The sequence below is a fragment of the Paenibacillus sp. JJ-100 genome (genome assembly GCF_948329825.1).
Lineage (GTDB): Bacteria > Bacillota > Bacilli > Paenibacillales > Paenibacillaceae > Paenibacillus.
The window spans coordinates 448,178-467,901 of record NZ_CAOJCM010000004.1; the positions used below are offsets into that span (position 1 = coordinate 448,178).

17 protein-coding genes are annotated in these 19,724 nt (G+C 44.6%); all 17 read left to right on the top strand.

Annotated features, from left to right (window positions below; genetic code table 11):
* Positions 1 to 212: 212 nt before the first annotated feature.
* The 17 genes from PQG66_RS17980 to PQG66_RS18060 all read left to right on the top strand — a co-directional run bounded on the left by PQG66_RS17980 (position 213) and on the right by PQG66_RS18060 (position 19,534).
* The gene (locus PQG66_RS17980) at positions 213 to 902 is read left to right on the top strand and encodes a glycosyltransferase (RefSeq protein ID WP_272039110.1); all 690 of its coding nucleotides are present in this window, start codon (positions 213 to 215) and stop codon (positions 900 to 902) included.
* Positions 903 to 919: 17 nt separating this feature from the next.
* The gene (locus tag PQG66_RS17985) at positions 920 to 1,909 is read left to right on the top strand and encodes an SDR family NAD(P)-dependent oxidoreductase (protein WP_272039111.1); all 990 of its coding nucleotides are present in this window, start codon (positions 920 to 922) and stop codon (positions 1,907 to 1,909) included.
* A gap of 34 nt (positions 1,910 to 1,943) precedes the next feature.
* Entirely contained in the window at positions 1,944 to 3,647 is a 1,704-nt protein-coding gene (locus PQG66_RS17990) for a nucleotide sugar dehydrogenase (protein WP_272039112.1), read from the top strand.
* On the top strand, positions 3,613 to 4,362 hold the full coding sequence (locus PQG66_RS17995; protein WP_272039113.1) for a class I SAM-dependent methyltransferase: 750 nt from the start codon (positions 3,613 to 3,615) through the stop codon (positions 4,360 to 4,362). The genes PQG66_RS17990 and PQG66_RS17995 overlap by 35 nt, the downstream gene beginning before the upstream one ends.
* A 125-nt stretch (positions 4,363 to 4,487) precedes the next feature.
* On the top strand, positions 4,488 to 5,570 hold the full coding sequence (locus PQG66_RS18000; protein WP_272039114.1) for a glycosyltransferase family 2 protein: 1,083 nt from the start codon (positions 4,488 to 4,490) through the stop codon (positions 5,568 to 5,570).
* Between the two features lie 858 nt (positions 5,571 to 6,428).
* Positions 6,429 to 8,309, top strand: a complete 1,881-nt coding sequence (gene recQ / locus PQG66_RS18005; protein ID WP_272039115.1) for a DNA helicase RecQ — start codon at positions 6,429 to 6,431, stop codon at positions 8,307 to 8,309.
* Between the two features lie 1,555 nt (positions 8,310 to 9,864).
* The gene (locus PQG66_RS18010; RefSeq protein WP_272039116.1) at positions 9,865 to 11,907 is read left to right on the top strand and encodes a B12-binding domain-containing radical SAM protein; all 2,043 of its coding nucleotides are present in this window, start codon (positions 9,865 to 9,867) and stop codon (positions 11,905 to 11,907) included.
* A 584-nt stretch (positions 11,908 to 12,491) separates the two neighbouring features.
* A complete protein-coding gene (locus tag PQG66_RS18015; RefSeq protein ID WP_272039117.1) occupies positions 12,492 to 13,343 on the top strand; it encodes a GNAT family N-acetyltransferase in 852 nt (283 codons plus the stop codon).
* Between the two features lie 278 nt (positions 13,344 to 13,621).
* On the top strand, positions 13,622 to 14,047 hold the full coding sequence (locus PQG66_RS18020; protein WP_272039118.1) for a GNAT family N-acetyltransferase: 426 nt from the start codon (positions 13,622 to 13,624) through the stop codon (positions 14,045 to 14,047).
* A gap of 199 nt (positions 14,048 to 14,246) precedes the next feature.
* On the top strand, positions 14,247 to 14,540 hold the full coding sequence (locus PQG66_RS18025) for a hypothetical protein (RefSeq protein ID WP_272039119.1): 294 nt from the start codon (positions 14,247 to 14,249) through the stop codon (positions 14,538 to 14,540).
* Positions 14,541 to 14,766: 226 nt separating this feature from the next.
* Positions 14,767 to 15,324 (top strand): shikimate kinase, encoded by a 558-nt coding sequence (locus PQG66_RS18030; protein ID WP_272039120.1) that lies wholly within the window; start codon positions 14,767 to 14,769, stop codon positions 15,322 to 15,324.
* A gap of 630 nt (positions 15,325 to 15,954) precedes the next feature.
* Positions 15,955 to 16,473 (top strand): GNAT family N-acetyltransferase, encoded by a 519-nt coding sequence (locus PQG66_RS18035; RefSeq protein ID WP_272039121.1) that lies wholly within the window; start codon positions 15,955 to 15,957, stop codon positions 16,471 to 16,473.
* Between the two features lie 46 nt (positions 16,474 to 16,519).
* A complete protein-coding gene (locus PQG66_RS18040; RefSeq protein ID WP_272039122.1) occupies positions 16,520 to 16,759 on the top strand; it encodes a hypothetical protein in 240 nt (79 codons plus the stop codon).
* Positions 16,760 to 17,054: 295 nt separating this feature from the next.
* Positions 17,055 to 17,519, top strand: a complete 465-nt coding sequence (locus PQG66_RS18045; protein WP_272039123.1) for a GNAT family N-acetyltransferase — start codon at positions 17,055 to 17,057, stop codon at positions 17,517 to 17,519.
* Positions 17,520 to 17,571: 52 nt separating this feature from the next.
* Entirely contained in the window at positions 17,572 to 18,003 is a 432-nt protein-coding gene (locus PQG66_RS18050; protein WP_272039124.1) for a GNAT family N-acetyltransferase, read from the top strand.
* Positions 18,004 to 18,088: 85 nt separating this feature from the next.
* Positions 18,089 to 18,733 (top strand): hypothetical protein, encoded by a 645-nt coding sequence (locus PQG66_RS18055; RefSeq protein WP_272039125.1) that lies wholly within the window; start codon positions 18,089 to 18,091, stop codon positions 18,731 to 18,733.
* A 288-nt stretch (positions 18,734 to 19,021) separates the two neighbouring features.
* Positions 19,022 to 19,534 (top strand): dihydrofolate reductase family protein, encoded by a 513-nt coding sequence (locus PQG66_RS18060; RefSeq protein WP_272039126.1) that lies wholly within the window; start codon positions 19,022 to 19,024, stop codon positions 19,532 to 19,534.
* Positions 19,535 to 19,724: the final 190 nt, after the last annotated feature.

Consider the following 19,724-nt stretch of genomic DNA (forward strand, 5'->3'; position numbering starts at 1 on the left):
TGTATATCAATCTATTTATTAAGTTAATCAGTACATCTGTCGGTGCCGGAATGCTATGAAGTTCATACGTTATACAGAGCTGGCATTCAAGAAGTTGACGTATACAACGATCAGCGCGAGAAACGAGATTCGTAGATGAGAGCTTTCACCAAAACTATGAAAATGACTGTGCTCGGACAAACGGGTATACAGCATTCATGAGGAGGAAGGACATGTCCAGAAAAGTTGTCATTGAGATTAATTTCAATAACTACGGGTTGGACCCGCAGCGTCTGACACGTGAGTGGCTGGAGCGTCGTATGACGATTTTTCGCACATTCACACTGCATTGTCTTAAGGCCCAGACCAATCAAGATTTCTTGACGGTGGTGAAGCTGTCGAAGGAATCTGGGGAGCTGATGCAGGAGATTCTGGCGAGCCAGGAGCCGCTGCCTTCGAATATTCGGTTTGGAACCCATATTGAAAGTGTGCGGGCCATTTTGGAGTTTGCAAAAGATGTGGAGGACATTTACATTGCCCGTCTGGATTCGGATGACCTGTATCATAAAACATTTGTGCAGCAGCTCTATGATGTACAGCCTCAGCCAGGCACGATGGCTCTGATCAACCAGAATGGCTATCTGTGGGACAGTGTGAACAACGAGATGGCTCCGGCGTTTCATCGTTCACCACAGTTCTACGTGTATCTCTACAAGACAGCGGAATATGCCGCAGGATATCGGATCAAACTTCCGGGCCGAGGTACGCATGGTAATGTCATCGACTTGCCGCATGAGCTGCTAGCGCCGCGAAACTACGTCAACATCGTGCATTCCAGCAATACGTCAGTCAAAAAGGTACCGCCCAAAGACCGTTTAAGCCACGAAGAGATGGCACAGGTTTTACGTGAATTCATGATCTGAACTGGAGGGATTCATCCATGATTGAAGGACAAACGATTCTGGTTACCGGAGGAACAGGCTCCTGGGGCCAGAAACTGACCGAGGTGCTGCTTGCACAAAACCCGGCAGAGATTCGGCTCCTTTCCCGGAACGAATATGCTCAGATTGCGATGCAGCGGGAGTTCAATCATGATCCACGTCTGCGTTTTATTATTGGCGATATTCGGGATTATCAAGCAGTCGAGGATGCATGTAAAGGTGTGGATGTGCTCTTCCATCTGGCAGCGCTGAAGCATGTTCCAGTCTGTGAAGATCAGCCGGATGAAGCATTCAAAACGAATGTGATCGGAACACAACATATTATTCGCGCGGCAATTCGCATGGAGATTCCCAAAGTGATCGATGTATCCACCGACAAAGCGGTTGATCCTATTAACGTCTACGGCATGACCAAAGCGCTGGGTGAGAAAATGATGATTCGTGCCAATTGGCTGAGCGAGAAAACGCGTTTTGTGTGCATTCGTGGTGGCAACGTATTGGGGACTAGCGGAAGTGTAGTACCTTTGTTCCGGCGGCAGATCGACGAAGGCAAAAGCCTGACCATTACAGACGAAGGTATGACACGGTTTTTCCTGACACGTACGGAAGCTATCCATTTATTGCTCAAGGCAGCGGAAGCGGCAGTGGGTGGAGAGACATTTGTGATGAAAATGAAAGCTTGCAACATGACCGATCTGGCTTCCGTCATGCTGGAACAGGCAGGTCGCCCGTCAGGCGACTATAAAGTGACAGGCATTCGCCCCGGGGAGAAGCTGCACGAAGTGCTGATCTCGCCATTTGAAGCACCACGTACACGCCAGTACGATGCGCAGTATTATGTCATTTTGCCAGAGCGCCCTGATCCAGAGTTGACGAATCGTTATGATCATTTGCCACATGTGAAATTTGAACAGTATCGCTCAGATAGTGAAATGATGAACAAACCGGCCATCGCAGCGTTTTTGCGGGCTGGAGGGTATATCAACTAACGGAAGGGAGGCGGAACGTTTGGAGGTGGAAGATATGAGTGAGAATAGTCCGTACCCTGAGCAGAAAGAACAAGAGAAAGTAAGGAAAGGAAAGAAACAGGCGACATCAGTACAAAGGAACGAACAACAGCAGCTAACGAATCAGGAACGCGCAGATCAGGAATACCATGACAATCAAGCAGACGATGAGTCTCAACGAGAACATGAAGCTCCCACCCCTCAACCTCGTCCATCATCCCAAATTCATTCATCACCTCAAGCTCATCAGGATCATCAAGATCATCAAGATCATCAGGTTCACCGTTCGTTACCTAATCAGGTTTACTCCCAGCAACGGAAGTCCACACTTCAACGCATTCATGACCGCTCCCTGAAAGCTGTAGTCATCGGTCTGGGTTACGTCGGTCTACCGATGGCTGTTGAGATGGCGCAGTCCGGTTACCGTGTACACGGCATTGATATAGATGCAGGTAAAGTGGCAAAGCTCCACGCAGGCCATTCCTATATTATTGGCATCGAAGATAACATGCTTCAATCGCTTCTGCAGGTTGGATTGTTCACCGCAGGTACAGATTATACCGCAGTTGCTGATGCGGAAGTGATTGTCATCTGTGTACCGACGCCGCTGACGGATGCACATCAACCGGACATCTCTTATATCTCCTCCGCAGTTGGGGGGATGACCCCCTATCTTCAGGAAGGCAGCTTGATCATTTTGGAGAGCACCACGTATCCGGGTACAACCGAAGAACATGTGAAACAGCCCGTGGAGGCAGCGCGCAGCTGGACAGCGGGTGAGCAGTTTTATGTCTGTTATTCGCCTGAGCGAGTTGATCCGGGCAGTCAGCATTATAGCGTGAAAAATACGCCGAAGATCATCGGCGGCTCTACTCCTGCTTGTCTAAGCTATGGGACTCAATTCTACGGCTCGTTTCTAAATGAAGTCGTGCCCGTCAGTTCCACGACGGTTGCGGAGACAGCCAAACTGTTCGAAAATACGTTTCGCAGTGTTAACATTGCACTGGTCAATGAATTGACACCCGCCTGTGAGCAGATGGGTGTGAATATCTGGGAAGTGCTTCAGGCGGCGGCAACGAAGCCATTCGGTTATATGCCGTTCTATCCTGGCCCCGGGATTGGGGGGCACTGCATTCCAATTGATCCGATCTATCTGTCTTGGGCGGCCAGCCGTCAAGGATCAGAGCTGCGGTTCATTGAGCTCGCAGATGCCACCAATAGACGAATGCCGGAGCATGTCGTTCATCGGGCAGCAGCACTGCTGGAGCAACGGGGCATTTCTATTCGCGGAGCCCGCGTCGTACTGGCGGGAATGGCGTACAAAAAAGACATTGACGACTTGCGCGAATCCCCCGCGCTTGACGTATTCCGGCTGCTGAGCGCAGTGGGAGCCGAAGTTGTTTTCACCGATCCGATGGTGCCGGTGTTCCGTCAAGATGATGGTTCAATGGTCTCTTCTAAGCCTGCTTCGCCCGAATTGTGGACGTGGGCTGATCTGGTCATCATCACGACCGACCATACGGGGTTCAACTATCAGGAGATGGCAGATCATGCACACCTAATTTTTGATACACGCAACGCAACTGCCGGATGCCATGGGGGGAATATCGTTGTGCTTGGTCAGCCGGTGCAACATGAGATGCAGTCTGCGCAAGACACGAAGTCACAACCTCACGAAAATCTGCATGGGAAAATGGGAGATGGCTATGGCGAATCATGACCGAGTGAACGAACGTTATTATGGACAGATCAATTCAGAGGATTCACATGAAGCAACCAGAGCTCGTGTACACTGGATGTGCCGTGAGACAACGGGCAAGCGCATTCTGGATGTGGGATGTAGTCAGGGGATCACGTCTATTTTGCTTGGACGGGAAGGATTTCGTGTGACAGGCGTGGATCTGGAGGAGGACAGTATCCGCTACGCGCAGGAGGAGCTGGCCAAAGAATCAAAGCCTGTACGCAACAATGTAGATTTTCGCATGCTGGACATTACCAAATGGAAGATTAGAACGACCTTTGACACCATCCTGCTGGGGGAGGTACTGGAGCATTTTGCTCATCCCGAAACTCTGCTTACGCACCTTCACCGGTTGCTGGGGGAGGAAGGTACGTTAATTGTGACCGTTCCCTACGGGTATCATCCATTCTACGATCACAAGCAGACATTCTATGCAGGTAACCTAGGGATGAGCATTACTCCATATTTTGAAGTCTTGAAACTGGAAGTTCATCATAAATATTTATGTTGTGTGGCACGCAAGCGGCGGAATGCTCCACTGCATACGACGCCTTCTCTACATCAGGTGTTATCGTGGATGGAACTGGATCATGAGCATTTCGCTAAGGTAGAGCAGCAGCATCTACGGTCCATGAAACAACGCAAGAAAGCATTGGACAGTGCCGTTGAACAATTGAAACGGTCACGCGAGTAACCTGTAATCTCTTCATTAGTCCGAGATGAGTACGATGAGATGGACTTGGTGAAGTGATGAAAAAGAGGAAATCCGTACGTGTACGTCAGGAAGGGGCTTGAACCGTGGTCACCATCAGTTTATGTATGATTGTGAAAAACGAAGAACGCACACTGGCACGTTGTCTTGACTCAGTGGCGGGTATCGCAGATGAAATCATCATCCTCGATACGGGTTCGTCAGATCGGACGATGGACATCGCTGCGCAGTATACCGACCAAGTCTATACGTATGCGTGGAACGATGATTTTGCCGCAGCACGGAATGAGTCCTTCGCCCGAGCCACACAGGAGTATATCCTATGGCTCGATGCGGATGATGTGCTCTTGCCTGGAGATCGGGCAAAGCTTGCGGTATTGAAGGAGCAGCTGCCATCTGGAGGAGCAGCGGGTGTGATCTTGAACTATACGCTGGCCGAGGGGCCGGAGGAAAGTCCGCTGGTGGCGGACCGCCGACTTCGCCTGGTCAGGCGAGATGCCGGGTGCCGCTGGCATGGCCGGCTGCACGAGCAGTTGCGCTTCCCGCAAGGCGAGGTCATTACGGCAGATATTGCCGTCACTCATCGCCGCGAGGCGGGCAATCATTCGGCGCGGAACGTGCGCATTCTGCGCAAATGGATCGCCGAAGAGGGCGTAGCCCAAGGACGCCTGCTGTTCTACTATGCAGGCGAATGTTATGACCGCCAGCGCTATGCGGCGGCGGCACGCGGTTATGCGAAGCTGCTGGAGCAGCCGAGTGGTTACCGCGAAGATTGGCTCATTGCCTGCGCAAGGCTGGCGGAATGTTATGAGCGGCTTGGCGAGCCGAGCCGCAAGCTGGGCGCATTGCTGCAGTCGTTCCAGTTCGACCTGCCGCATGCGGACTTTTGCTGCGCCATTGCCTCCTGCTTCCATGAACGGCAGGAAGTCATTACGGCCATCTACTGGTATATGCAGGCAGTGGATGTGAGCAGCCGTGATCCCGGTCTGCGACCCGTACCGGCGGCATGCCGAACGTGGTTGCCGCATGCCAGGCTCTCGCTCTGTTATGCCCATCTGGGGAACTGGGAACAGGCTTTATTGCATAATTCTAAAGCTCGGGCATATCTACCGAATGATCCCGGTCTGATCGGCAATCGGGATAAGCTCGAAGCGGTCATTCGCAAGCAGAAGAAAGAGAGAGAAGGCTAGCCTTTGACGAAATAACGGTGGAACTACTAGCGGTCAAAGTGTGCAGATTTACACGAAGTGAGGTTTGGATGTTCATGTGTCTCGTGAATCGAATGGTGGGAGTTATGAAAGGTAGAACTTTTGATGAATGTAATAAAGATGTAATAAAAGATGGAATGAAGGATGCAATAAAGGATACAATTCAAAAAACAATACGGGAGATACGCCGAAATTAGAGCCTGATACGTTCAATAAGCTTGTAGTATATTTGGGTCATTAGAGATAGAAGAGTTACCGAATGTAGCGAGTAGATCCGGTTTGAATATGAGAACTAATAGAGAACGCCCCCGTTAACCGTGAAGCGGTCAACAGGGGCATTTTATTATATACCAACTATACCAAAACCGACTATCCCCTCTAAATACTCTAGAACTAGAATTTTGCACCGGGTGCAGCTCCCGGCGTGCGGTGTCCTGCTTTCATGACAAGGGTGGTCAGCCATATTACTGAAATCTACACGGTCCAAGCCTCACAAGCTGCTCTGATTTGTATTGCAAGGGCCTTAACTGTGAATAGAGACTATAATCATCGCATGGATTGCTGATCGGCGGCGTCTATGAAAAACAGAACTCTGTGTCTGTCTGCGGATGAACAGTTGTATTGCTTTGCTTAGAGAAGGTTCAAGCGTTTTACAGGAATACGCGGTTGCTCATTCGGGGCTAGCCCGTTAAACTAAAGAGAGCGGCGTTTTGCTTGACGAACAAGTCATGGGAACGCCATTTTGTTGTCAGGGATGCGGCAATGATGTCGCGTCTGAATGTCAGATCGGATAGAACCAAGCTGGTGAAGGAACACCAGTGACAAGTAAGGAGTCTTTACATGAATGTGCAAACACCCACTTTAGAAGAAGCGCAGGGTCTCCTGCAAAAATATTATGGTTATCCCGATTTTCGTGAGGGTCAAAAAAAGATTGTCTCCAGCCTGCTCGAATATGAGGATACGCTGGGTATTATGCCAACTGGAGGCGGGAAGTCGATCTGTTACCAGATTCCCGCTCTGTTATATCCGGGGCTGACACTGGTTGTCTCCCCGTTAATTTCGTTGATGAAAGACCAGGTCGATGCGCTGACGACCGCGGGCATTGCCGCCGCTTATATTAATAGTACGTTAAGCGGCAGAGAAGTGAATGAGCGTATCCGCGCAGCGCAGCGCGGTGAGCTGAAGTTGCTCTATGTCGCGCCGGAGCGACTGGAGCTGGATTGGTTCCGCGATGAGATGGGGCAACTGCCGATCTCTTGCGTTGCAGTGGATGAGGCTCACTGTGTGTCACAGTGGGGACATGATTTTCGGACAAGCTACCTGGCGGTAGCGCCGTTCGTGGATAGTTTGCCGGAGCGGCCGGTGGTTGCGGCCTTCACGGCGACGGCGACGCCCGAGGTCATGGGCGATATTTTGCGGTTGCTGCGTTTGCAGGACCCGCAGACGTATGTGACCGGACTTGGGCGGGATAATCTCGCGTTTAGCGTGCTGCGTGGCGAGAGCAAAAAAGATTTTGTTTTGAACTACGCACGTGAGCATGCGAGCGAGCCAGGTATTGTCTACGCCGCGACCCGGAAGGACGTCGATGATCTGCATCAGCGTCTGCTGCAGGCAGGTCTGGCTGCAGGGCGCTATCATGCAGGGATGACAGACGATGAACGGGCGCAGAGTCAGGAGCAGTTTTTGTATGACGATATCCGCGTGATGGTTGCGACGAATGCGTTTGGAATGGGGATCGATAAGTCTAACGTGCGTTATGTGCTGCATTACAGCATGCCGAAGAATATGGAGGCTTATGTACAGGAAGCTGGACGTGCAGGACGGGACGGTGAACCGAGTCAGTGCATCTTGCTTTTCGGAGCACAGGACATTATCACGCAGAAATTTCTGATTGAACAGAATCCGATGGAGAGTGACCGCAAGGCGAACGATTATCGCAAGTTACAACAGATGGTGGATTACTGTTATACCACTCGTTGCTTGCGTAGTGCGCAGCTAGACTACTTCGGTGAGGTTCATGAGGACAAGCCATGCGGCATTTGCAGTTCCTGTACAGACGATCGGGAATTGGTGGATATGACGATCGATGCGCAGAAAATATTCAGTTGCATTCACCGTATGCGTGAACGCTATGGTGTATCACTGGTTGCTTCAGTGCTTAAAGGATCTCGCGCCAAAAAAGTGCTGGATTACGGCTTCGATTCCTTGCCGACCTATGGTGTTATGGGCAATCGCACAGAGCGAGAAATTGCCGAGATCATCAACGTTATGGTATCCGAGGGTTATCTGACGTTGTCCGAGGGACAGTACCCGGTGGTGCGTTTACAGCCGCTGGCGGTGGACGTGCTGAAGGGGCAACGGGAAGTTATGCAGCGTGTCGTGCGTAAAACCGCAGCAACGGCTTCCGGTACGAACTACGGTGGACGCCGTGGACGTGATGCGATGCCTTCTGCTGTGAATGAAACCGTGTTTGAGCAGCTACGCCTCATCCGTCGTGATCTGGCGGCAAAAGAACACGTTCCATCCTATATCATCTTCAATGATGCGACTCTTCGTGAGATGAGTGTGGTATGTCCACAGACCGAACGTGACATGCTGAGTATTAAAGGAGTCGGTGAGGTCAAATACCGAAAGTATGGGCTGCCATTCCTGGAATTCTTCCAGAAACAATCGGGCGAAGAAGTGGATACGGACGATGATGCTTTTTATGAATATGAGTGATGTGAGATGGTATTAAGAGGATAAGAGATGAAAGTAAAAGATGAAGTAACGATGAAATAAAGACAAAAGACAACAGGCAAAAGATAAAAGACCAAACGTAGACCAATATAGAGACAGGGACAGCACTACGGATATGAGTATAAAGACGAATAGGGCATAAGGCAAACAAGAGCCTTAACTCGAACAGGGGCATAAAGGCAAACAAAAGCCAAAACGCGACACAAGCACCAGAGACGGACAGCAGCAGAAACACGATTAGGAGCACGAACGCAATAGAAGCAAATCAACAGCAAAAGCCAATCAGGAGTAAAAGCTTAAGCAGAAGCGTTAGCAGGATCAGCGTGTCTTAGGGGTTGTCTCTGTACAGTGGACGGAATGAGTGAAAATGTTTTTCAAAGGGTGGACATTCGTCGAACATGTTGTGAAAGAATGTCAGTACAGGATATAGTGCCTGTTTTGTGTTAAGATCTATATGTTGTGTATTTTGGCGGACGGAGAGCGGGTATGTTTTTGAAAGGGGTGTCCACTCTTTGAAAGACAAAATGAAGATATGTTTGCGTATGACGGACGGTTGTGACCTTTCACCGTTCGCTAGAATTAGTTAGTCTTCACTATTAGTTAGTTTCCGATATTTTCAATGTAGATAGTACAGGACACCTATAAAACAAGTATTAAGATACAATACTATACGATATGCAATATGTTCGGTATTATCATGGCAACTACGGACAAAGTGCAGTAGAAGTAATCCTGTAATATAGGATTGGGTAGTGTTTATTGAACATTCCATGCAAGTGCGTTTTAGCAGTGTGACTCATCTGCCTGAATTGGGTTACAGGAAATCGATCGACATAGTTTGTCCAATTAGGATACACTGTGGGATTGCAGAATACGACTTGTCTCAGCTATAACAAAACAGTCATAGTAAAAAAAATCATGTTGGAATAGTCTTAGTAAAATAGGTCAACTTTCTACTTGTCTTTGTAGAGTGGACAAAAACAGAAGGTTTGTCTTTTCGGAAGGTGGACAAGGGTTATATACCTGCTCTGAGCAAACTTGATCAATATGTAGTTTTATATCATTGAATTGTACTGCATGTAGTAGTTTGAGGCGGGTCAAGAGGGTTGATGTAATGAACAACGGTGTCCACTCTTTGAAAGACAAATTTTGAATTTGTTTGTATCCGGTGGACTTTTTGACCGATATGCACGTGATTTTTTGACCATTATGTACGTAGTTTGTAGTCCAAGTCGTGCGGCTGGATATCTTGATACATTTAGATGCACGAAACGCATTATACAAATTACACAATTTAACGAAGATGAAGTTGTAAGTCAGGATGTAATAACAAACTCTTAGATCCACAAGGGTTAGAAGGATATATCTGCGTGTGTTGACGCAGATATCAATAAGAGTTTGTACAAGGGCGGCCATGAGCAGGGCGCGGAGATTGTGTTAGAGATTTGTCTGAACAGCATCCGGAGGGAGGATGGCTGTGGAGATTTACTTTTCCCCAAAAAAATATGGTCTGGTGTCCAGGCAAAGGTTGTGAACCATGAAGGTAATTTTATCGACTTTGAATGCAAAGTACATCCATACCTCGCTAGCGCTGCGATGTTTGAAGGCGTACAGTGAGAAGGATTTTGATATTGAGCTCGCGGAGTATACGATTAAAGACCCGGTGATGAATATTGTGTCAGATCTGTACCAGCGCGGGGCGGATGTGATCGGGTTTTCGTGTTATATCTGGAACATTGAAGAGACGATTAAGGTCATTGATAATTTGAAAAAGGTTATGCCTGACGTGAAAATTTTGCTGGGCGGGCCGGAGGTGTCCTACGACACTGAATATTGGATGAACCGTATCCCTAATGTCGATTTTATCGTCATGGGTGAAGGTGAGGAAACGATGCATCAGCTCTTGATGGAGCTGGAAGGCAGTAAGAAGTTCCATTTTGTCTACGGACTGGCGTATCGCAAAGGAGAAGAGGTCATTATCATGCCTGCGCGGCCAAAGGCAGATCTGAACGATCTACCGTCACCACATCGATTCGAAGAGGATATTCCGGATCTCGGGAAGCGGGTTGTATATTTTGAGACCAGCCGGGGCTGTCCGTTTAGTTGTCAGTTCTGTTTATCCAGTATTGAAGTTGGTGTCCGGTATTACGATATCGAGCGAACGAAGTCAGACATTCTGTACCTGATTGAGAAGGGTGCGAAGCTGATCAAGTTTGTGGATCGGACGTTTAACATTAAACGGGATTATGCGATGGAGATGTTTAAGTTTCTGATCGAGAATCATCAGGGGACGGTGTTTCAGTTTGAGATTACCGCTGATATTATGCGTCCTGAGGTACTAGACTATCTGGCAGAGAATGCGCCGCCAGGCATTTTCCGTTTTGAAATCGGGGTTCAGTCCACGAATGATCCAACGAATGAACTGGTGAAACGCCGTCAGAACTTTGCTAAGCTGAGTCGCACGGTGAACAAGGTCAAAGCCAGCGGCAAGATCGATCAGCATTTGGATTTGATCGCAGGATTGCCAGAGGAAGACTACAATACGTTCCGCAAGACGTTTAACGATGTATTTGCTCTGGGGCCGGAAGAGTTACAGCTTGGGTTCCTCAAAATGCTTCGTGGTACGGGTCTGCGTCTGGATGCAGAAAAGTACAATTATACGTACATGGATCACGCGCCATATGAGATTTTGGGCAGTGATGTGCTTCCGTTCAGCGACATTGTGCGCTTGAAGCGACTAGAGGATGTACTGGAAAAATACTGGAACGCACACCGGATGGATCATACGCTGAAGTATTTGATGGAGCAGGAGTTTGATTCGCCGTTTGATTTCTTCCAGGCGTTTGGCGATTACTGGGAGGAGCAGGGCTGGCAAAAAATCGGTCACCAGTTGGAAGACTTGTTCACTCGTCTGCATAGCTTCCTGGAGTCCCGCAACACACCACATATGGATGTTGTACTTGGTCTGATGAAGCTGGATTATTTCCTTGGTCACAAGTACAAGCCGCGTAAAATCTGGTGGGAGGATGCGCTGGAGAAGGATCAGTGGGCGTTGTATATGAAAACGCTGGCCGAACGTCCAGAAGACGTTCGTCTGCCACGTATTGCCGGTGCTGCAGGCTCGGCATGGCTGGAAAGCAGCGGCGCAAGTGTAACGTCCGCTGCGGGAACTTCGCCGGCTGCCGGAGAGGACACTGCCGCAGATGCGGCGGGTGTGATCGGCAGCCATGGCGGGGATGCTGCGTCGCAACCTGTGGGCGACGCAGTTCTGTCCGCCGCGGATGGAGCGGCGGACATGGGGGACGGCAACGCTTCGCGTGCGTTGCCGATGACCTCGGCCATGACCGCACAGACGGTCATGGGTGCCCGTGCTTTCGCCGATCTGAGACTCGGCGAAAAGGAACTGCAGAAGCACGCCGTACTGGACGTGCTTCCGTTCCGGCTTGAGCGTGTGCTAGCTGGCGCCAGCCCGCTTGCCGCGAAAGGCCAGACGCTGCTGGTCGTGGTATACCAGCAGCATGAAAACCAGCAGGCGCAGTATTACATGCTGCCGCTGGGGGAAGAAGCCGCTGCCATATAGGTGCAGCGGCATTAGGGGAACTGCATGGCCGATGGCGGCATGCAGTGAGGTTGCCACCACGGCTTTGCTGTCGTGGGGCTAGAGAAGTGAGCACCGCAAACATGTTCTGCGGTGCTTCCTCATGAGTTGCTGCACACGCTTGGAGCAGCAACTCATCCTTACGCGGCTTGCAGTTGCATAAGCCGCGCCCCGTTCTACTTTTTACAACAATATATATGATCCGAAAGCATCGGAAGGTCGTCTGATTCCTTATGTGAGGAAGAAGGCCTTCCTTTTGTTTTTTTCAATGCAGCGATTTGGATAATGAGCGTCAGAGCCCGCTAGATCGTTTGGAACTGGGAGATTGCATTTTTACAAAAGTATAACTTTTTAACCAATTTATTCTTCGCAAATGCCAGCACTTGGGTTATCATGGACGTAGTTCAGATATCAGGCAGAGAAGTCAAGTTATTCTGACCCGGTCGCGTTCGCTCCCTTAAGCCTCTCGGGTTCCTAGATACATGAATGTTATAAGAGATAGACACAGGATTCATATGTGATATGGGGGATTAAGATGAAAACTGATTTAGAAAATTCGATGATTCTTGTGTTATGATCAAGTTTGTGATTTTTTGATTGAATTATCAAAAGATAACCGTAAACGTATAAATTGGAATTGGGCAAGGTGGGAATGGATGTTTTTCCATCCTGATTTTAATCGTGACATAAAAAATAAAATTGGATTATGGTATCTGGATGATGAGTTAGTAGGTATAGCAACTTATGATCATTATTTCGGTGAAGCATTTTTTGCTACTAAACAGGGATTTGAAGAGTTAGAAAAAGATATTTTAGAATATGCTATTGCTACTTTCAGTAATGAAAATGGCCTTGGGATTGCAGTGAATGACAAGGATACTCATCTTATAGATTTATTGCGTAGTCATAATTTTGTCAAGAATGATCTGACAGAAAACATACTTGAGCTCACACTAGAGAATGTTAGCCTTGATTTTGTAACTTCTAAAGGCATAACAATAAAAAATATTGATATAAGAAATGACTTATATAAACTTCATCATATGCTATGGAAGGCATTTGATAACGAAGGGCCTGTACCCGTTGATGAAACTACGATGAGTAAGCAAAAAGAAATGTTTTCAGCAACAAATTTGAATACATTTCTACATATTGTTGCTGAAAATGAAGATGGGGAATACGTTGCATACTGTGGCTTATGGTACAGTCAGAAAACGGATTATGTTTATGTTGAACCTGTGTGTACAATTCCGGAGTATCGACATAAGGGGCTTGGTAAAGCAGTGGTCCTAGAAGCTTTAAAAAGAAGCCGTTCCTTGGGTGCTGAAAAAGCATATGTCATTTCTGACAGCTATTTTTATAAGTCATTAGGATTTCAACAGCATTCCCATTATACCTTCTATTGGCATAACATCTGATAGTTCCATCATCATTAAGTGATAGTTGTACATCCTCAAGGAATAACTTTGTTGGTGACTCAGGGAGGTGTCTACATCTCATAAAATTACATTCCTACGTCGCCGCTTAGCTCCTTGGTGGCCAGAGGGATATCGGAGAAGTAGATCCAGGCGACACGTTCAACCGGCTAAGTCTGACGACTCGTTCTCTTTGGTCACTTAAGCCGCCTGAACGTCAGGAATGCGTGTACGTTATCAGAAATTGGTGTAGTGCGGAAGATAATAATGGGGGGATTAACATGGAAGTATATTATAAAGACTATCTCATTACTGACGATAAAGAAAAGATTGATAGACAAGTGGTATTAGATTTTTTAGCTCAAAGCTATTGGGCTAACAAAAGACCGACTGAGCGTATTTTGAAATCAATTGATCATTCAAATGGTTATGGTGTATATCATCAAGGTAAACAAATTGCATATGCGAGGGTAGTGACCGACGGAGCAACCGTGTATTATTTGTGTGATGTTTTTGTCTTAAAAGAATATCAGGGACAAGGAATAGGAAAGAAATTGATAGAGACTATAACGAACTTAAAGGAATATGAATGGATGACAGGTATCTTAGGAACTAAGGATGCTCATGGATTATATGAACAATATGGATTTGAAAGAGATCAAGAACGTTTTATGAGAAGGATGCCCCAAGGAAGGAGAGAATCTTGATCGTAACTTGAGAAGACATATCTTTCTTTCATATAACATAATATTAGCGTGTTGGTCCAACGACTGAGTACGTCAGACGACCAGAATGTTTCTTTATTATGTTTATGATTGGAATTATTTCTATGTGTATACAACTCTAAAAAATTCTAGGGGAGAAAACTCAATGGAGAATATGATAAATCACCAAATATTGTGTTATATGAAACAGCTCAATACAAAGGAAGTTCTTCCTGAGTCAGGTTTAAGAAGAAATTCAATTTACTATAACTTAATAACTTCAATAAATCATACAATAGCTCTATTAATTAGTGGCTCATATGATGAGGTAGCATTATTTATTAATAGAGCCTATAGAGAAATTGATAAGAGACATTTTTTAGAAACTACATATATAGAACTTTGCAGAGATTATTTAAGGACTTTAACAGAGTATTTAGAAGATAATAAATTATTAAGTTCAAATGGACAAAACTTATTAAAGATGAAGGAATAGTTGTGAGGTGTTTTAGAGAAGGCAGTAACATAGGCTAACAGTATGTTCACGGTTAGGGCATTCCTCCTTGATCGCTTAGAAAGATTTCAAGCAGATTATTTAGGCGATATATTTCAAGCAGCTAAGTCTAACTACCCGTTACATAGGGTCACTATAAGCTGTTTGAACGTCAGGAATGCCAAACGTTATAAGAAATTGGTGCGATATTTTAAGAGGAGTGATTTCTATGAAGTTCATATTGTTATTTGGACCCCAGGCCGTCGGCAAGATGACAGTTGGTCATGAATTGACGAAAATAACCAAATTGAAATTGTTTCACAATCACATGTCAATTGAGTTGTTCCACCCATTCTTTGGGTTCAGTAACGAAACATGGAGACTATCTAATATCGTAAGAAGAGAGCTTTTTGAATCGTTCTCAAGTAGCAAACAGTATGGACTTATTTTCACTTACGTATGGGGATTTGATCTAGTAGCAGACTGGGATTTTGTTAAACAAACGTGTGATATTTTTGAATCGAAAGGTGCCCAAATCTATTTTGTTGAATTAGAAGCAAATATAGAAGAAAGAGTAATACGAAATACAACAGCCTTTAGGCTTGATCAAAAACCAACAAAAAGAAATGTTGAACAATCTGAAGTGGACTTGATCAGCACGGCTGAAAAACATAGACTCAACTCCCATAAAGGAGAAATTACAAGAGAAAACTATTTGAGAATTGATAATACAAATTTAAGTGCAGATGAAGTCGCAAGAATTATTAAGGATACATTTCATTTATAACGTACGTGTGTAGGTAATTCATGTAGGCATTTCATATACAGGAACGTTATGCAAAGCCCTTGTGAAAGATAATTCACTGTTGGAAGTGATTTTATGAAAGATAAAAGAATAAAGTGTACGATTATAGGAGTTTATGAACATGCGTTAACCCGAGGGAAAATATATGAAGTATCTGATGAGGATGAGGATAAATTCCGTATAGTGGGTGATCACGGAAAAAAGTCTGGATCTCTAAGTATAACTTTTCATCCATCGAAGAAACGGTATTAATTATGAAGACTTGGCAATTTGATGATGATAACGAGAAATATGAATTTATAGAAGTGACAATTACTTTTGATGATGGCTCTAGGAGATGGTGTGTAATAACTACACCGCAGAAAATAGTCGAATACTTTAATAATGAATTAATGAATCCACCCGGAATCAATATGAAACACCTAATAATAATGAAGACTACAAGAACAGAAGACGTAGAAAGAATGTTAAAGCATCTAGATAACCAAAATGAATTAATAGAAATGACAATACCTCTACTTAAATGCTAATCAAAGAAGACAAGGGAATCGCATAACATAGTATCTAAGCTATGTTCCGTTCGGCCCTTGTATTGGAGAGGAGACAATACTTTTGAACGATCAGTTGGTTTTATCTAATCCGAGTATTGAACTGAAAGACTCCTATTTGAGTTTTTATCAGGAATGGAAACAAAGTGGAGAAGATATGGTTCCATGGGTAATTGAGAAAGACCCAGAAAACTATGAAGACATGATCTTATGGCTTAACCATAACAAACAAGGAATAAATACAAATGGCTTTGTTGCCAATTCAACGTATTGGCTAGTAGCAAATCAGAAGGTTGTTGGGGTAGTAAATATAAGACACGAATTGACAGATAAACTATTCCATAGTGGTGGACATATTGGCTACGGCATCAGACCATCGGAAAGGCGGAAGGGATATGCTACAGTGCTTTTAAGACTGGCTTTAATGGAAAGTAAAAGACTGGGAATGATGAAGGTGCTTCTAGTATGTGATGAAATTAATGAAGGATCGAAAAAGACAATTATTAAGAATGGTGGAATAAAGGATAAAGATTTTATAGAAGAAGACGGAAACATATTAAATAGATTTTGGATAGAGATTTGAAAACTATTCGAAGAGAAAGTACTACGCCTAACAAAATATTCAAGCTGTGGCTCCACGGAGCCTTGGTCTGCGGGTTTCTAAAGACATTCTCACCGAAATAGCTCTAAGAGAAGAAGAAGATCAACTATATGATGAAGGATTAATAGGTTTAACCAAGGAAGAAAGTTGGGAAAAAATTTTAGCTCTTGAAGAATTAATGAATTCAGATTACTGGAACAGCTCAGAACAAACATTTACAGGTGGTTATAGCGATCAATCCCTTTGCATAAAATTAAATTGCCTTTGAGAGTATATAGCGAAATGAGAAAAATTTAAAATAAAGGAATTGAAGAAGGCATTAACATCGTGTAACAGGATATCCCCACATCTGGACTATAGTCCCCCAGTCGCCAGTGACGTAAAGCGAGAAAGTAGAAACATACGACACATCGACACCATCTAACTTCATCGAGGCCGATCTAGACCAGACTTATATGAGATTTCAGCTAAATCATCGGAAGCAATCAGACAGACAACCCTACAAATCTAAGTGGTGAAAACTCTGGAAACTAATTACCATATGAGGAAAGAAGGATAACCAAATGGTCACAATTAGGTTTGTTTCAAGTAAAGATATCCCTCATGTTCAATCCATAGCTCAGGAAACATGGATGTATACTTATGAAGGAATTTACTCAAAAGATTTCATTCAACATTTTCTAAGCAGGGCTTATTCTAATGAGAATTTAAGTCGATCTGTGGAGAGAGATTTACAAAGTGCTAAACGGAGTTTTTTGATAGCTGAATTTAATCATGAATTACTTAGGATCTATGTACGACCTGAATATCACAAGATGGGAATAGGGAAAGCCTTCGTTCATGAATATATTCAAGTTTTAAAGCCAATAAAAAAACTGTTTGCTTGGGTAGCGAAAGAGAATCATATAGGCAGAACATTTTATGAGAAGAGTGGATTTAGAGCAATAGAAGAAAAGAACGAAACCGTAGAAGGGCAAAGTAAAACACAAATTAAATATGAGTTAAAAATAACGAATGAACAGGATTGAAGCAATTCATCGCAGCACTGCCAAATAAGCCTAAATATTGAGGAGAATATGAATGATAATTCGTGAAGCTGAGACAAATGACGCTGAGGCTATTGAACGACTATACAAAGAGTTGCTTCCAAACAACTCAAAAATAAAAGTGCTGAAAGATAGGATAGAAGAAATTAAACATGATGCTAATAGTTATTTGTTCGTTTGCGAAGTAGACCAAGAGATCGTTGCAACTGCACACTTGCATCTATGTTTAGATGCGTTGATAGAGTCACAACCTTTTGGGGTTGTAGAACGTGTAATTGTATCTGGAGACAGACAAGGTCAAGGCTATGGATCTCTCATGATGAAGCATATTGAAGATCTGTGTATTTCAAGGGATTGTGTTAAGATCTTTTTAGCGAGCGGAGCTTCGAGGAAAAAAGCACATGAGTTCTATACAAGTTTAGGTTATGACGGTGATTCGAGTAAAGCCTTTAAGAAGTACTTATAAGTACTTATAATTATTGAAAGTTTTGCGGTGATGAGGTAGACATCAATTCAGAAAGGGGATATTCATGGTTAAGGTAATTTTGTAGATGAGTATTATATGGGAAAGTGCTATTGATAAATGTCACCAAGAAGTGGCTGGCACATATGACAGCATAGCTACACTGCGACCAATCATTACAATGAGGAGACAAGCACAGATGAACACAATAAATAAGACACCCATGGATATTAAGGACGCAACCTTATCAGGAATCATGAATAGTGAAGGTGTTATTGAATGGTACATTAATCTTGAGTGTGGTAGCATCCAACTCCACGGACACACTACAACACCTAGAATATACTTGGAAAGATTCGAATGGGATATACAGTTCGTAGGAGAAATAACAAATAAAAATATAATTATAGAAAACGGAGCACATTTTTCAAACCATACCATTTTACTGGGAAATCGACTTTGTTGCTTGTATGTCTTCGAGCATGAGTTTTTATTTGATAATCAGATATCTTTTTATCTTAAAGACCAGGAATTGCATGTTCAATGGAAAGCTCATAATTCAAATAGTGTTGAGGAAAAATATGTGATTGATATAGATACAAAGATTGATTTTTTAGGTTTGAACTTAGGCAATATCGAATTAGCTGATGCTAAAGAAATATTAAAGTTCAATACATCAGGACTACTTTTTTATGAAGAAGAAGGGACGCTTTATTTAATTCCTGATGAATGAGACGAAGTGAAGGAAGACCCAGAACACTTTGAAGATATGATTGCGTGGCTTAACTATAACTAACAAGGTGTGAATACGAATGGCTTTGTTGCTAATTCAACGTATTGGCTATGGGATCAGACCTTCGGAAATCGGAAGGGATATGCTACAAAGCTTTTGAAATTGACCTTACTTGATAAATATTGATAATGAATGATCTCTTATAAGCGTTGATGAGTTTCTTGGCTGAAAAAGATAAACTCAAACCAATTAAAAGAATGATCGATAAAAATAAAATGAGGTGATCTGATGAGACAGTTGCGATATCAGGTGGCATGTAGTCTGGATGGCTTCATCGCAGGACCCGAAGATGAGTTCGACTGGATTATGCCAGAACCCACATTTGATTTCGAAGAGCATCATGCGCAGTTCGATACACTCCTTATGGGTCGTCGGACGTATGAGATCATATGTAGTATGGGTGAAAGTTTTCCCGGAAAGCAAGTAATTGTTGCCTCGCGATCACTTCGGCAAGAAGATCATCCTGACATTGAGGTCGTGAGCGAGGGGCTTGAAGCACGAGTTCGCGAACTTCGTGCGCAACCTGGTCGAGATATCTGGCTCTATGGCGGAGGGGATCTCTTCTCCCAGTTACTCTCGTGGAATCTTGTCGATACGGTCGAACCGGCGATCATCCCAATTCTTTTGGGAGGTGGGGTTCCGCTACTCGCTTCGAATGGAGTGCGCCGGCGTTTGGCATTCATTGGACAGCAAGCCTATCCCAGCGGAATGGTGCTTCTCAAATACGAGGTACAACAATAAGGGACAAACATCGTGCTGATCAAGAAAGATACTGGCTTGAAGAGGTATAGGTATTGGTAATTGCCCGGATTGTTTAGCGTTTAAAACCGAGGGAACATATACTCCTGCAGCGAGATACTGTGGGAGTTTTTTTGCGTACTTAATTTTTTATTAAGATTCAGATAAGAAAAATTTATCTCTGCTGCTTAAA

Coding starts and splice junctions, on each gene's coding strand:
- PQG66_RS18060 (WP_272039126.1), top strand. CDS start 19,022: ATGAGACAGTTGCGATATCAGGTGGCATGTAGTCTGGATGGCTTCATC.
- recQ (WP_272039115.1), top strand. CDS start 6,429: ATGAATGTGCAAACACCCACTTTAGAAGAAGCGCAGGGTCTCCTGCAA.
- PQG66_RS18020 (WP_272039118.1), top strand. CDS start 13,622: ATGGAAGTATATTATAAAGACTATCTCATTACTGACGATAAAGAAAAG.
- PQG66_RS17980 (WP_272039110.1), top strand. CDS start 213: ATGTCCAGAAAAGTTGTCATTGAGATTAATTTCAATAACTACGGGTTG.
- PQG66_RS18025 (WP_272039119.1), top strand. CDS start 14,247: ATGAAACAGCTCAATACAAAGGAAGTTCTTCCTGAGTCAGGTTTAAGA.
- PQG66_RS17985 (WP_272039111.1), top strand. CDS start 920: ATGATTGAAGGACAAACGATTCTGGTTACCGGAGGAACAGGCTCCTGG.
- PQG66_RS17990 (WP_272039112.1), top strand. CDS start 1,944: ATGAGTGAGAATAGTCCGTACCCTGAGCAGAAAGAACAAGAGAAAGTA.
- PQG66_RS18030 (WP_272039120.1), top strand. CDS start 14,767: ATGAAGTTCATATTGTTATTTGGACCCCAGGCCGTCGGCAAGATGACA.
- PQG66_RS17995 (WP_272039113.1), top strand. CDS start 3,613: ATGGGAAAATGGGAGATGGCTATGGCGAATCATGACCGAGTGAACGAA.
- PQG66_RS18055 (WP_272039125.1), top strand. CDS start 18,089: ATGAGTATTATATGGGAAAGTGCTATTGATAAATGTCACCAAGAAGTG.
- PQG66_RS18050 (WP_272039124.1), top strand. CDS start 17,572: ATGATAATTCGTGAAGCTGAGACAAATGACGCTGAGGCTATTGAACGA.
- PQG66_RS18000 (WP_272039114.1), top strand. CDS start 4,488: ATGATTGTGAAAAACGAAGAACGCACACTGGCACGTTGTCTTGACTCA.
- PQG66_RS18010 (WP_272039116.1), top strand. CDS start 9,865: ATGAAGGTAATTTTATCGACTTTGAATGCAAAGTACATCCATACCTCG.
- PQG66_RS18045 (WP_272039123.1), top strand. CDS start 17,055: ATGGTCACAATTAGGTTTGTTTCAAGTAAAGATATCCCTCATGTTCAA.